The 13,038-nt window shown below is 73.4% G+C and carries 13 protein-coding genes; 4 read left to right on the top strand and 9 right to left on the bottom strand.

Annotated elements, in window-relative coordinates; translation table 11 throughout:
• Positions 1-120: 120 nt before the first annotated feature.
• On the bottom strand, positions 121-1,692 hold the full coding sequence (locus Plo01_RS15845) for an amidohydrolase family protein (RefSeq protein WP_239316415.1): 1,572 nt from the start codon (positions 1,690-1,692) through the stop codon (positions 121-123).
• Between the two features lie 285 nt (positions 1,693-1,977).
• On the opposite strand from Plo01_RS15845, the gene Plo01_RS15840 reads away from it, so the two are divergent.
• Positions 1,978-2,901, top strand: coding sequence for an NAD(P)/FAD-dependent oxidoreductase (locus Plo01_RS15840; RefSeq protein WP_203891362.1), 924 nt, complete (start codon positions 1,978-1,980; stop codon positions 2,899-2,901).
• Between the two features lie 232 nt (positions 2,902-3,133).
• On the opposite strand, the gene Plo01_RS15835 is transcribed toward Plo01_RS15840, so the two are convergent.
• Positions 3,134-3,328, bottom strand: coding sequence for a DUF5302 domain-containing protein (locus tag Plo01_RS15835; RefSeq protein WP_203891361.1), 195 nt, complete (start codon positions 3,326-3,328; stop codon positions 3,134-3,136).
• A 112-nt stretch (positions 3,329-3,440) separates the two neighbouring features.
• Complete coding sequence (locus Plo01_RS15830; RefSeq protein WP_203891360.1) at positions 3,441-3,623, bottom strand: hypothetical protein; 183 nt, start codon at positions 3,621-3,623, stop codon at positions 3,441-3,443.
• A 471-nt stretch (positions 3,624-4,094) separates the two neighbouring features.
• Here Plo01_RS15830 and Plo01_RS15825 point away from each other — a divergent pair, with 471 nt between their 5' ends.
• On the top strand, positions 4,095-4,331 hold the full coding sequence (locus tag Plo01_RS15825; RefSeq protein ID WP_203891359.1) for an HGxxPAAW family protein: 237 nt from the start codon (positions 4,095-4,097) through the stop codon (positions 4,329-4,331).
• Positions 4,332-4,407: 76 nt separating this feature from the next.
• Here Plo01_RS15825 and Plo01_RS15820 read toward each other — a convergent pair whose 3' ends face one another.
• Positions 4,408-4,755, bottom strand: coding sequence for an anti-sigma factor antagonist (locus tag Plo01_RS15820; protein ID WP_203891358.1), 348 nt, complete (start codon positions 4,753-4,755; stop codon positions 4,408-4,410).
• Between the two features lie 210 nt (positions 4,756-4,965).
• Between Plo01_RS15820 and Plo01_RS15815 the strand changes: the two genes are divergently transcribed.
• The gene (locus tag Plo01_RS15815; RefSeq protein ID WP_203891357.1) at positions 4,966-5,328 is read left to right on the top strand and encodes a DUF2203 domain-containing protein; all 363 of its coding nucleotides are present in this window, start codon (positions 4,966-4,968) and stop codon (positions 5,326-5,328) included.
• Positions 5,329-5,344: 16 nt separating this feature from the next.
• Here Plo01_RS15815 and Plo01_RS15810 read toward each other — a convergent pair whose 3' ends face one another.
• The 5 genes from Plo01_RS15810 to Plo01_RS15790 all read right to left on the bottom strand — a co-directional run bounded on the left by Plo01_RS15810 (position 5,345) and on the right by Plo01_RS15790 (position 11,603).
• Entirely contained in the window at positions 5,345-6,301 is a 957-nt protein-coding gene (locus Plo01_RS15810; protein WP_239316512.1) for a serine hydrolase, read from the bottom strand.
• A 75-nt stretch (positions 6,302-6,376) separates the two neighbouring features.
• The gene (locus tag Plo01_RS15805; protein WP_203891355.1) at positions 6,377-7,543 is read right to left on the bottom strand and encodes a cation:proton antiporter; all 1,167 of its coding nucleotides are present in this window, start codon (positions 7,541-7,543) and stop codon (positions 6,377-6,379) included.
• Positions 7,544-7,551: 8 nt separating this feature from the next.
• Positions 7,552-8,034 carry a cation:proton antiporter regulatory subunit gene (locus tag Plo01_RS15800; protein WP_203891354.1) on the bottom strand — a complete coding sequence of 161 codons (483 nt, stop codon included), beginning with the start codon at positions 8,032-8,034 and terminating at the stop codon, positions 7,552-7,554.
• Between the two features lie 224 nt (positions 8,035-8,258).
• The gene (locus tag Plo01_RS15795) at positions 8,259-10,892 is read right to left on the bottom strand and encodes an ATP-binding protein (protein WP_203891353.1); all 2,634 of its coding nucleotides are present in this window, start codon (positions 10,890-10,892) and stop codon (positions 8,259-8,261) included.
• A gap of 96 nt (positions 10,893-10,988) precedes the next feature.
• The gene (locus Plo01_RS15790) at positions 10,989-11,603 is read right to left on the bottom strand and encodes a hypothetical protein (RefSeq protein ID WP_203891352.1); all 615 of its coding nucleotides are present in this window, start codon (positions 11,601-11,603) and stop codon (positions 10,989-10,991) included.
• 152 nt (positions 11,604-11,755) lie between these two features.
• Between Plo01_RS15790 and Plo01_RS15785 the strand changes: the two genes are divergently transcribed.
• Positions 11,756-12,916, top strand: a complete 1,161-nt coding sequence (locus Plo01_RS15785) for a saccharopine dehydrogenase family protein (protein ID WP_203891351.1) — start codon at positions 11,756-11,758, stop codon at positions 12,914-12,916.
• Positions 12,917-13,038 lie beyond the last annotated feature (122 nt).

The following is a 13,038-nucleotide window of genomic DNA, read 5'->3' as shown; positions in this document are numbered from 1 at the left end:
CCGGGGCTTCGTTTCAGACAGGTGTCAGCGCGCCGGGACGGTGTCCGGCGTCGTCGTCACATGGGCGCGCTGCATGCGGCCGAGGGTAACCGATCCGTCCGTGGCGGCGCCAGCGTATTCTCACGGGGCCCGCGAGGCCGCGGCCTCCCAGGTGCGGAGGTACGCCTCGGCTCCGGCGGCCATGTCCTGGACGAGCTCGTTCCCCGCGACCAGCCGCATGTCCTCGATCCAGTCGGGGACCAGGCCGTAGTGGGCGACCCCGTCGACGTTGACGTCCCAGACCCGCTCCCCGGTGCGCTGCCGCTCCAGTGTGACCGCGCCGTCGACGGAGGTGAACGGGTAGGTGACCGGGTTGGACGCGTTGCCGGGACGGGGCGAGGGCAGCGTGCCCAGGCCGTTGGCGTCCAGGCCGTAGCCGTACCCCGGACGCCCGAACTCCGCGCGCAGCGGCCGGGTCTCGCGCCAGGTCGCGGCGAACTCCTCGGCGTGGTGGCCGTAGGCGGTGACCATGCCGCCGAGCCGGTAGATCCGGCGGAGGTAGCCCGGGTCGGTCCAGCTGTGCGAGGAGACCACCCCGGCGTAGCCCTCGGCCTCCAGCAGGTCGAGGGTCCGGTCGGCCGCCTTGACGCTCATGTGGTCGATCTCGACGAGCATGCCGCGTGCCATCATTCCCCTGATCATGTGCTCGCCCAGGCTCGTCAGCCCCCTGGTGTTGCAGTGCGGGGCGGGGGGGTACAACGGCAGGCCGACGCCGCCGGGGAGCAGCCGGTCGAGCGGGGGCGGCAGCGCCCCGGCCTTCTCGATCGTGTTGTCGTGCTCGGGCCCGGTGCAGGTCCGGGCGGTCCAGAACCTGCCGGTGGACAGGAAGTTGCCCAGGTTGACGATGACGCCCTGGGTGCCGGAGTCGAAGCGCACCCCGCACAGCGCGTTGTCGTACTTGTGGCAGACGAACATGCTGCGCACGCCGAGCGCCTGCATCTCGTCCAGGCCCCGGTCGATCTGCGCCCTGGTGCAGCGTGGGACGCCCAGCGTCTGGCGGCAGCCGAACGGTTCCGAGGTCTCCACGCCGAGGACCACCGCGAGCTTGCCGGCGGCGATCACCTGCCGCGCCTCGGCGGGGGAGCGGACGACGCGGAACCAGCCCTGGCCGGGACCGCCGGACCGGGCGTCGATGAAGTCCTGCAGTTCGAAGGTGCGCTGCGCCTGCAGGCGGAGCGAGGCCATCTCGTCGCACGAGTTGCGCTTGAGCGGGTAGATCGCGCACAGCTGCCGGTTGGCGACCAGGTGGTTGACCAGGACGCGCAGGCCGCCGCGCCAGGCCCGTTCGACCCAACGGTGGTAGGCCTGCTGGTGGGTGAGCGAGTCATGGGCGGGCCAGCTGCGGAAGGTCGGCCAGCCGACCGGGTCGTGGGTGCCGGTGGGAGAGCCGGTCCGGGTGAAGTTCTCGAACCAGGCGGCCTCGCCGTTCGGGAAGTGGTCGGGGCAGTCCACCAGGGCCTGCTCGATGCCGTCGGGATCGAACGGCTTGCCGCACAGCAGCATGCCGCCGAACGCCTCGTACGACATCAGGTGGGAGTGCCCGTCGACGAACCCCCGGACGGGGGCGGCGCTCCCCGGCGGCTCCCCGACGGCGCCGACCTCCGATTCGGGAGGCGCCGGGGCGGCGACGGCGGCTGTGGCCGCCAGAGTCAAGGTTCCGATGAGGGATAACAGGACTGCGAGGGATTTGGATCTGGTGATTCTGACCATGGGACACCCCTGCGTGCGGAGGAGCGGGTGCCTCATGATCTGCCGTGTCAACTCGCCGGTCAAGGCGAATATGAGCATGGCTCAAAAATGTTACCTGGGAGTCCGGGCGCGGGGATGCGACGCGGCGATCGCGGCGATCCGGCGAGGCCGGGCGGGATCCGGCCCCCGGCGGCGGACGCGGGTGCGCCGCGGATGTGACGGCCGTCCGTGAGGGGGCAGACAGCCACCATGCAGCACTACGATGTCGCGATCGTCGGCGGCGGCCCGGCCGGTCTGACCGCGGCCATGACGCTCGGCCGGTCCATACGCCGCACGGTGGTGTTCGACTCCCCGGGGCCGCCGCGCAACGCCGCCTCCCGGGGAGTCCACGGCATCGTCGGCCTGGACGGGGTGAGCCACGCCGAGTACCGCCGCCGCGCCTGGTCCGACCTGGACGCGTACGGCATGGCGGAGCGGCGCGAGGAGGACGTCGCCGACGTGGCGCCCGCCGCGGAGGGCGGCTTCGACGTGACCGGCGAGAGCGGGGCCCGGGTCTGGGCGCGGCGGGTGCTGCTCGCCACCGGCATGGTCGACGTCCACCCGGAGGTGGAGGGGTTCGGCGAGTGCTGGGGCAGGACGGTCGTGCACTGCCCGCTCTGCGCGGGCTGGGAGAACCGCGACCGCGCCTGGGGCGTGGTCACCTCGGATCCGGAGTTCGCCCGGAGCGCGGCGACCGGATTCGCCGCCTGGAGCGACAACGTGATCATCTTCACCGGTGTCCCGGGGGCCGGGAGCGGCGTGCCGGGCGGGGAGGACGGCGCGGAGGTGATCGAGGGGGAGATCAGGAGGCTGCGCCACACCGACGGGGACCTGTACGCGGTCGAACTGGACGACGGCCGGATCGTCGCCCGCCAGACCCTGTTCTGGCAGCCCGGGCAGCGGCCGGTCCCCCTGGTGGCCCACCTCGCGGAGAACCGGGGCCTGGCCCTGAACGGCGACTGCTACGTCAAGGTGGACGAGGGCCGCCGCACCAGCATCCCCGGCGTCTACGCCGCCGGGGACCTCACCAGCGAGGAGCAGAGCGCCGCCGAGTCGGTCGCGGCGGGGTCCGCCGCCGCGTTCCAGATCGTCGCCGACGAGACGGCCCAGTGGGGGGACGGGGAGGTCTGCTAGAAGGGTGAGACGGTCCGTCGGGAGGGCGGAGAGGACCGGCGGGAGAGCGGGGCGAGCCCTCGGGAGGGCGGAGAGGGCCGGGGGAAGAGCGGGACGGTCCGGCGGGCGCGCCCCGCCGGACCGTCGTCGCGTGAGTCCCCGGCCTTCCCGGAAGTCCCCGCCGGGGCGCCCCGGGCGGTCCGGCGGTTCACGTGAGGTTTCCCGGACGGCCCGGCGGTTCCCCGGGGAGCTCTCAGCCGCTCTTGCGGCGGAAGGAGCGCTTGCCCCCGACGGGGCCGTGAGCGCCGTGGATCTTCGAGGAGTTCTTCCCCCGCCCGCCCGCGTTCGCCTCCGTCTGGGCGAGCTTCTTGCGTTCGAGGGCCTCGCGGAACTTGCGCTTCAGCTCGTCGTCCTCGGGGCCCTCGGGCTCCGGCGTGACATCGGCCATGTGACCTCCTGATCCGGACGGGTAGTCCAACTCCGGCCAACCGGATCATCATCCTCTCATGTCCGAAATCACGTTCCGGACGCGAGGCGGATCCGCCGGGGTTTCGGGAGTCTCAGTGGAGACCCAGGGCCATCAGGAAAAGCAGTCCGGCGATATGGCCCACGACGACGAAACCGATGATGAAGATGAACAGGAACTTGGCCGGCCCGTGCTCGAAGTGCTTGCCCTCCTTGAGGGGACCGCGCCCGGCCTGGCGCTCGGCGATCCGCTCCTCGATGGACTTGCTGTGGAACATGGGGCTCCTCGGCCGGAGAATCGTTCGGGGGTTGTCGGGGACTGTCGGTGACGACAACGGCACGCGCCCAGAAAATCCTACTATGACGGAAGTAGACTTATATGGGAGATGCAGCGAGCGCTCCGCCCCGGGCGGCAGGCGCTCCCCGGAGCCCCGGGCCGCTCCGCCTGGGGGTCGGCGGATTGCCGCCGCCCGATCCGGGTACGCTCTCCCCACTGCTCACACGGTAGGAGCCGGTCGGCCGCATCCAGCGGCGACGCCGCAGCCAGGGCGGACGACTCCCGGCCGGCGTCCCCGCCCCGCAAGGACGGACCTGCGGAGCGAGGCGAGGCCGGTACCGCCTACGATCGTGGGGCGTCCGCGCGTGGGACCCGCCGAACCGCAGGACCTCCGCCGGACGCTGACCCGCGTGATCGCCGTCGCGAACAACGCGAACAGATGATTCATATTGAGAGGAAGCAGGGAGACGCCATGGCCGGAAGTCACGCAGGGAGCCCCAAGTCCTGGCTCGCGGTGATCGTCATCATCGCGGGATTCACGCTCGGCGGCGTGGCGCTGTGCCTCGGTCCGAACTGGCCGCTGGTCTGGGCAGGCGTGGGCCTCATCGCGGTCGGCGGGGTCATCGCCCTGGTCGTCGACATCTTCTCCGACGTGATCGTGGACGCGCCGCGTGTGCTCACGGCGGAGAAGATCGACCGGAAGAGCTGAGTCGGCGTTCCCGGCCCGCCGCGCCGCCGCGCCCGGATGCCACCTGAGCGGGCCCGGCGGTCCGGCGGGCGGGTCCCTAGGAGATCTCCTGGACGGCCTCCTCGACGGTCGGGGAGACCTCGAAGGCGGAGCGCAGGCCGGTGATGGCGAGGATCCGCTCCAGGGTGCCGTGCACTCCCGCCAGGATGAGCCGGGTGCCCAGGGCGCGGCTGCGCTGAAGGCTCCAGATCAGCTCCGCGACCCCCGCGGAGTCGCAGAAGGTGAGCCCGGTGACGTTGATGACGACCAGCGACGGGGTCCCGGCCTCCCAGACCCTGGTCATCTCGCTCCGGAACACGGGGGCGTGACCGTAGTCGAGTTCGCCGTCGGCGTGGACGACGAGCGCGGGGCCGCGCACGTCCGATGAGACGGTGAAAAAGGGCATCCGATACTCCTCCGCCCGCGGGTGGCAGGGCGGGCTGCCTCTGTCCTACCAGGTCTGCGGACCCGGTAACGCCCCAGAGGCGAAGAGATTCAGGGAAACGGATAGAAGTGTCCCTTTTCGGGGGGATTCCCTGGAGTCCGCGGAGCAGTGCGGCTCCGGGACGCCGACCGAGGCCCGCGATCCGGTACGGCCAGGCGCTACGGTGCAGGTGTGGACAGGACCTTCACCGTCGAGGAGGCGCGGGCGATGATGCCCGCCGTGATGGAACGGGCCGACGCGTTCGTGCGCATGCGGGGTGACCTGGCGGAGCTCGCCCAGGATCTCAGGGACCGGGGAGAGTCGGAGCGGGGCGGGCTGGCGGAGGTCAAGGCGCTGGAGGCGCGGCTGGGCGAGATCCTCGGCTGGTTCGTCGCACACGGCCTCGAGGTCAAGGGCGTCGCGCCGCTGCTGGTCGACTTCCCCTCGGCGCTCGACGGGGTCTCCGTACGGCTGTGCTGGCTCGAAGGGGACCGCGAGCTGGGGTGGTACCACCGCGACGAGCTCGGCTTCGCCGGCCGCCGTCCCCTCCCCTGACCGCGGGGCCGCACGGTCACGGGGCCACGCTGCGGTAGAGCTCCCTGGCGAGCCTGGTCGTGCGGGCGGTCGAACGCTGCCAGCCGGTCCCCGCGGGATGGGCGGTGAGCAGAACCATGACCCATCGCTCCCCCGGCCCGACGAGGCCGGTGGTGTGCAGCACCGGACGGCCCAGGTCGGGGACGGGGCCCGCCCCGGCGGAGACCGGCGAGCCCTCCGCGGCCGGGCCGCGGACGGGGACGGCGGAGGCCGCCGCCCGGGTGCGGTCGGCCGGGAGGACGTCGGGGGAGGCGGCCGGGAGGGAGGCGCCCGCCGTGACCGCGCCCGCCCCGCTCCTGGGGACGCAGCGGACCGGGGGCGTGGAGCCGTACCCCGACCAGCCCTGCTTGACCGCCCACGGGCCGGGCACCCCGCGCGGGATCCCGAAGAACTGGTCGAAGCCGTCGGAGCCGCACCGCCCGGCCCGGCGCAGGTGACCGAGGATGAGGCCGCTGACCCGCCGGTCGGCGCGGTCGAGCAGGTAGCGGTAGGTCCTGACGACGTCCAGCGCGCTGAGCGAGGTGTAGCCCCAGAAGCCGGGTTTGTCGGCGGGCGGGGGAGCGGTGTCGGTCAGGCCCAGCTTCCGGGCCGTGCGGCTGATGATCCCGCCCCGGCCGCCCCGGTTCCAGAACGCCGTGGCGGCGGCGTCGTCGCTGACCCGCAACATGTCCCGCAGCAGCGCCTGGTCCCGCCGGGGCACGCTGCGGTGGGACTCCAGGTAGTCGATCGCGATCAGGATCTTCACCACCGAGGCGGACCGGAACTTCCGGTGCGCCGAGCGGTGCGCGACGATCCTGCCGGCCTGCCGGTCGTAGACCACGTACCCGGCCGCGGTCCCCGGCGGGACCTCGGGCCCGCCGGGAGCGGCCGCGGCCGTCGCGGGGGTGAGGCCCAGGGCGAGGACGACGGCGGCCGGGACGGCGAGGGATCGCATCACCCGCCCATGCCTACCAGATCCGGGTCGTCCGGAGAACCGGATCGGGCTCCGGCGGGCACGGGCGGGCCGGGGTCAGGCGCGTTTGGCGATGGCGGTGATGAACGGCTGCACCAGGCGGGCGGCCAGTGGGCCGAACGCGGCCAGGATCAGCACGTAGGCGGCGGCCAGCGGACCCAGGTCGGGGTGGGCCCCGCCGGTCACCGCCAGGCCGGCGATCACGATGTTGAACTCGCCCCGGGGGATGAGCGCGATGCCCGCGCGGGCCCGGCCGGCCTTGCCGATGCCCGCCCGCCGGGCGGCGTACACGCCGGTCAGCAGCTTGGTGACCATGCTGACCAGGGCCAGCAGCACGGCCAGCCCCGCCATCGGCAGGATCTTCGCCGGGTCGGTCTGCAGGCCGAAGAAGACGAAGAAGACCGCGGCGAACAGGTCGCGCAGCGGGGCCAGCAGCGCCTGGGTCTCGTGGGCCAGCTCCCCCGACAGGGCGATGCCGACCAGGAACGCCCCCACCGCGGCCGACACCTGCAGCTGCTGGGCGGCACCGGCCACCAGCAGGGCCAGGCCGACCACCTTCAGCAGCAGCACCTCGGAGTTGGGGCTGGAGACGAACGCCTCGATGAACCGCCCGAAGCGCAGCGCCACCAGCAGCACCACGCTGACGGTGGCCAGCGCGATGCCGACGGTGACCGCGCCGCCGGCGAAGCTGAGACCGGCCAGCATGGCGGTCAGCACCGGCAGGTAGACCGCCATGGTCAGGTCCTCGAAGACCAGCAGCGACAGCACCACCGGGGTCTCGCGGTTGCCGATCCAGCCCAGGTCGGACAGGACCTTGGCGGTGATGCCGGAGGAGGTGGCGTAGGTGACGCCGGCCATGGCCACCGCGGCGACCGGGCCCCAGCCGAGCAGCAGCGCGCAGATCGCGCCGGGCGCGGCGTTGAGCACCAGGTCCACCAGACCGGCCGGGGCGTTGCTCTTCAGGCTGGTCACCAGCTCGCCGGCGTTGTACTCCAGGCCGAGGGTGAGCAGCAGCAGGACGACGCCGATCTCGGCGCCGGTGGCGATGAACTCCTCGCTGGTGGCCAGAGGGACGATGCCGCCGGTGCCGAAGGCCAGCCCGGCGATCAGGTAGAGGGGGATGGGGGAGATGCCGACGCGCAGCGCCAGCGCTCCGAGGATGCCGAGCCCGAGCAGGACGGCGCCGAACTCGAGGAAAAGGATCGCCGTGTGAGAGTGCTCCACTCGCCGGCCTATCCGTGGGAGAAGATGTCGGCGACGGCGGCGGTGCTCTCCGGACTGCCCACCACGACCACGATGTCTTCCCCGGCGAGCCGGAACTCCGGCCCCGGGCTGGCGACGACCTGGCCGGAGCGGACCACGGCCACGATGGAGGCGCCGGTGCGGGTGCGCACCTGGGCGTCGCCCATCGGGCGCCCGGCGTAGGGCGAGCCGGACGGGATCGGCAGCTGCAGGCTGACCAGCCCCTCGACGTCGCGGTGCAGGGCGTTGAGGCGCTGCACGATGCGCGGGGCGCCCAGCAGCTCGACGAGGGTGTCGGCCTCCTCGTCGTTCAGTTTCACCGTCTCGCACGCCCGATCGGGATCGTCGGCATCATAGATCACCAGGTCGCGGCGGCCGGTGCGGTGGGAGACGATGCCGATCCGCCGGCCGGAGCGCGTGGTGAACTCGTGCCGCAACCCGATCCCCGGCAGCACCGTCTGCTCGACTTCCACCACGCTGATCCTCCGTTCGTGCGCGCCGCGCTCACCCGCGTATCGGTCCTCGGCAAGAACCTACCAACAGGTGCGCCCCGGGCCGATTCGGGACGGCGCGCGGGGCCGCCGGAAACACGCCCGGGGCCGCCGCGAGACACGTTCGGGGCCGCTGGGACCCGGACGGCGACCACAGTGCCGCCGGAACCCGGACGGCGGCCGCCGCGCCGGGTCCGGGCCGGGGCTCACGCCGCCTGTTCCACGCCGACCGAGGCGGCCGGCAGGGTGATGCTGAAGCGGGCGCCGCCGCCGGGGTTGTCGCCGGCGGCGATGGTGCCGCCGTGACGCTCGACGATGCGCTGGCAGATGGCCAGGCCCAGCCCCGTGCCGCTGTAGGCGGTGGCGACCCGGTGGAAGCTGGCGAAGATCGCCTGGTGCTCGCCCGGCGGGATGCCGATGCCGCGGTCGGCGACCTCCAGGCGCACCCAGCCGTCACCGGCCGAATGGGCCGTGATGTCCACGCGGGCCGCGCGGCCGGGCGGGGTGTACTTGATGGCGTTGCCGATCAGGTTGTCCAGCAGCTGGCGGATCAGGGCCACATCGGCGCGGACGTTCGGGAGCGATCCGACGTACACCTGCGGGATGAGGGCCGAGGGGTCGGCCGAGACCGCGGTCAGGTGCTCGTCGACGAGCTCGCGCATCAGCGTGTCCAGCCGGACCGGGGCCAGGAGCAGGGGGGCGTCCCGGGCCGTGGCGTAGGTGAGCAGGTCGTCGATCAGGCGGCTCATCCGCCCGGTGGCGGCCATGGCGCGCTCCAGGTGACGCACCTGCTCGTCCAGGCCGGTCTGGTCGGCCAGGCTCTCGTGCACCAGCTCGGCGAAGCCGCGCACCGCGGCCAGCGGGCGTTTGAGGTCGTGGGCGACGATGCCGGCGAACGCGCTCAGCTCGGCCTCGCGCTCGCGCAGCGCGGTGATGTCGAAGGAGGAGGCGACGGCGCCGACGACCTGGCCGTCGGTGCGGTGCAGCGGCCGGGCGTGCACCGCGACGGCCCGCCGGGTGCCGTCGTGCACGGTCACGAGGGCCTCCATGTTGTTGACCTTCTCGCCGCGCAGCGCCCGCACCAGCGGGGTCTCCTCGATGGGCATGGGGGCGCCGTCGGGGTGGGTCATGTTCAGTTTCATGGCGATCTCGGCGACGGTCGGCGCCTCCCCGGGCGGCAGGACGACGCGGGCGACGCGGTTGCCGTGCACGAGCCGTCCGTCGGTGCCGACGGTCATCACGGCGACGTTGATGGCGTCCATGATCTGGTTCAGGTAGGCCTTCTGGGCGACCAGCTCGTCGCGTGCGGCGCGCAGCTCGGCCTGGTCGGCCTCGTGCTGGGCCAGCTCCTCGTGGAGCGCCGCGCTGGTGGCGGCCAGCTTGGCCTCGCGCTCGCGCACCGCGGTGATGTCGTGGAAGACCGCGACCGCGCCGGCCTGCCCGCTGGCGGCGTCCAGCGGCCGGGCCGACACGGAGATGATCACTCCGTCGGAGTGGGCCAGGTTGCGGACCATCATCGGCACCTGCTCGGCCGACTCGCCCGCCAGGGCGCGCACCAGCGGCATCTGCTCGGTGGGGAACGGATCCTCGCCGTCGGGGGTGAAGATGCCGTAGTGGCGCTGCCAGGAACCGATCCGGTCACTGGTGGAGGTGACGCCGAGGATGCTCTTGGCGGCGGGGTTGTGCAGCAGGAACGCGCCGTGCTCGTCGACGACGCTGACACCGTCGCTGACGCTGTCCAGGACCGCCGTGAGCAGGGCGGCCTGGCGGCGGGCGGCCTGCTCGGCGGCACGCAGCTCGGTGGTGGCCTCGACGACCTGGGCGCGCGCCCGCGCCCGGCTGCCGGCCAGAGTGAAGGCCAGGAGCGCCAGCAGGACGCTCGCCGCGATCCCCGCGGCGGTCACGGCCGCGGGCAGGGCGCTGTTCGTCTCGGGCAGGTAGGCGCTGGTGGCGGCGATCCGCAGATGCCAGTGGCGCTGGGCGACGCGTACCTGGCCGCCGCGCTGCAGGTCGCGCGGGTCGTCGCCGGCGGCCTCCAGCGTGGTCACCGTCACGTCGGTGCCGTCGGCGTGGTGGGCGCGCAGCTGCACGTCGGCGCTGCCGTGGATGACGTGCTGCAGGGTGGCGCCGATGAAGTCCTGACCGCGCACCTCCATCAGCATCCAGCCGAGGAACGACTGCGCCGCGCCGGTGTCCGCGAGGGGCCCGTAGACCGGGGCGACCAGCACGAACGACCGCTGCTGCCGGTGTGGCGGCAGCTGGGTGTCACGGCTCGGCAGGTAGGTGTCCGAGACCGTGACCTGGCCGCTGTGGCGGGCCTCGACGAGGGCCTGGGCGGCCGCCTGGGGGAGGGAGGAGCCGGTGCCCTCGGCCGCGGTCAGCCCGGCCAGGGGATGACTGAAGACGGAGAAGACGTGCTCGTGCTCGTTCTCGTTCTCGTGCCCCTGCCCGTGCTGGGGACCCACGACGCCCTGCCCCAGGTCAGCCACCCCGCGGTCGCGCCAGACGGCCCGGAGCCGCGGAATCTGCTCGTCGGTGGCGGCGACCATGAACGCGATCGAGGTGGCACCGGTCAGGCCCATCTGCTCCAGGGGCCGTACGGTCTGGGCGAAGGCGGTCCTCGTCAGCGGCCGCATCGAACCGGCCGAGGCGGCGATCATGCGCATCGTGTCGACGTAACGGCCGGTCTCCGCGGCCACCGCCGAGCACGCCAGCTCCATCCGCCGGTCCATGGCCTGGTCGGCGGCGCGCTGTTGCACGGTGCGCAGCGCGGTCCCGGCCCCGATCGACAGGGCCGTGCCCACGATCGCCACCAGCAGCGCCGCCAGGACGGCAAGCACGCCTGCCGACCGGACGGCACGGCCGGTCTCGCCTTTGATCACATTCCACACGCGTCTCTCATCGGCAGACGGAGGCCGTAGTTGATGTGTCGTGCGTCATTCGGTGCGGACCCGTGTGGCGGCGGTCTTCGTGAAGCGGAACTCGCAGAACTTCTCCCGCAGCTTCTTCCTGCCGTGGTGCCGGGCGTACTCGGCTTCGTTCAGCGATTCGAAGCTGTCGAACCCGAGCCTGGCCGTGACGGTGCCCTTCGCCGTGGCGGGCAGGCGGGCGGACATGACGATCCGTCCCTGATGCGGCATCGGGCCGTGGGCGTCGCACCAGACGCCGTCGGCGTACCGGCGGCAGGGCAGGACGGCCAGGCGTCTGCCCGACGTGTCGTGGAGCGCGGCGCGGACCGGGCCGCGCGCCCCCTTGGGGAACCTGCCCCCGACCCAGAGGGCGCCCCAGTAGGGGGCGAAGGACGGCGTCCAGGTCTGGGAGTAGTCGATGACGTAGGTGACCTTGCCGCCGGGACGGGCGGCGGGCGTGGCGCGCACCTTCACCGCGATGGCGATGAGCGGGTCGCGCCCGCACTTCCCGGCGTCCGTACGGCAGGCGGCCCCCGCCCGGCCCGCGCCGGCCGCCGCAGGGACGGGGGCGGCGGAGGCGGCCGGGACCAGCGCCGTGGAGGCGAGGACGAGACCTGTGGCGAGACCGAGAACGCGACGCATGAGACCTCCTGGAAGTGCCGGAGCCGCCAACGACCATGACGTGCCGGCGGGCGGGACGGTTCACGGATGCCCGGGGACGGTTCCCAACCGCCGCCCGCGCGTGTCAATGTGGGGCGGAGGAAGATCGTGACGCCGAGGGGAGAGCCCCACCCATGCCCGACGACCGTCCTTACGACATCGTGCTGTTCGGTGCCACCGGGTTCACCGGCGCCCTCACCGCCGAGTACCTGGCGCGCAACGCCGGCCCCGGCTGCCGCTGGGCGCTGGCCGGCCGCGACCGGGGCAGACTGGAGGCGGTCAGGGAGCGGCTCGGCCTGCCCGGGCTGCCGCTGCTCCACGCCGACGCAGGCGAGCCCGCCTCCCTGGACGACATCGCCCGCCGGGCCCGGGTGGTCGCCACCACCGTGGGCCCCTACCTCGCCTACGGCGAGCCGCTCGTGGCCGCCTGCGCGCGGGCCGGCACCCACTACGCCGACCTCACCGGCGAGCCGGAGTTCGTCGATCTGATGTACGTCCGGCACCACGCGCGGGCGCAGGAGAGCGGCGCCAAGATCGTGCACGCGTGCGGGTTCGACTCGATCCCGTACGACCTGGGCGTCCACTTCACCGTCGGCCTCCTGCCCAAGGACGTGCCGATCCGGATCGACGGGTACGTGCGGGGGAACGGCAGGCCGTCGGGCGGGACCCTGCACTCGGCCGTCACGGTCCTCGCGCGCGCCCCGCAGGCCGCGCGGGCCGCCCTCGACCGCCGCCGGGCCGAGGAGCGCCCCGCCGGGCGCCGGGCCCGCGGGCTGCCCGGCACCCTCCGCTACGTGGGCGGCTGGGCGCTGCCGCTGCCCACGATCGACCCGCAGATCGTCGGCCGCTCGGCCCGGGCCCTGGAGCGCTACGGCCCGGACTTCGTCTACCGGCACCACATGGCCGTCAAGCACCTGGGCGGCGCCCTCGGCCTGGCCGCCGGGGCCGGGGCGCTGGCCGTCCTCGCGCAGATCCCGCCCGCGCGCTCCTGGTTGCTCGGCCGGGTCCTGCCCGGCTCCGGGCCCACCCCCGAGCAGCGGGCCGCGAGCTGGTTCAAGGTCACCTTCGACGGGCGGGGCGGCGGTGAGCGCGTCCTCACCGAGGTGTCGGGCGGCGACCCCGGATACGACGAGACCGCCAAGATGTTCGCCGAGTCGGCGCTCTGCCTGGCCTTCGACGACCTCCCGCGGGTCTCGGGCCAGGTGACCACCGCCGTGGCGATGGGCGACGCGCTGATCGAGCGCCTGCGGCGGGCGGGGATCGCCTTCCGGGTGCTGAGCGAATCCCGCGGGTAGCGGATCCGCGGGTGGGGCGGGGGAGGCCACCCCGCCCCACCCCGGCCGGCCGCGGGCGGGGCGGGAGTCCGCCCGCCCGCGGCCGGCCGGCTCATGCGGGAGGAGGTACGGCGGGCGGCCAT

It is taken from the genome of Planobispora longispora, from assembly GCF_016863135.1.
Classification (GTDB): Bacteria; Actinomycetota; Actinomycetes; order Streptosporangiales; family Streptosporangiaceae; genus Planobispora; species Planobispora longispora.
This window is presented reverse-complemented; position numbering and strand designations above follow the sequence as displayed.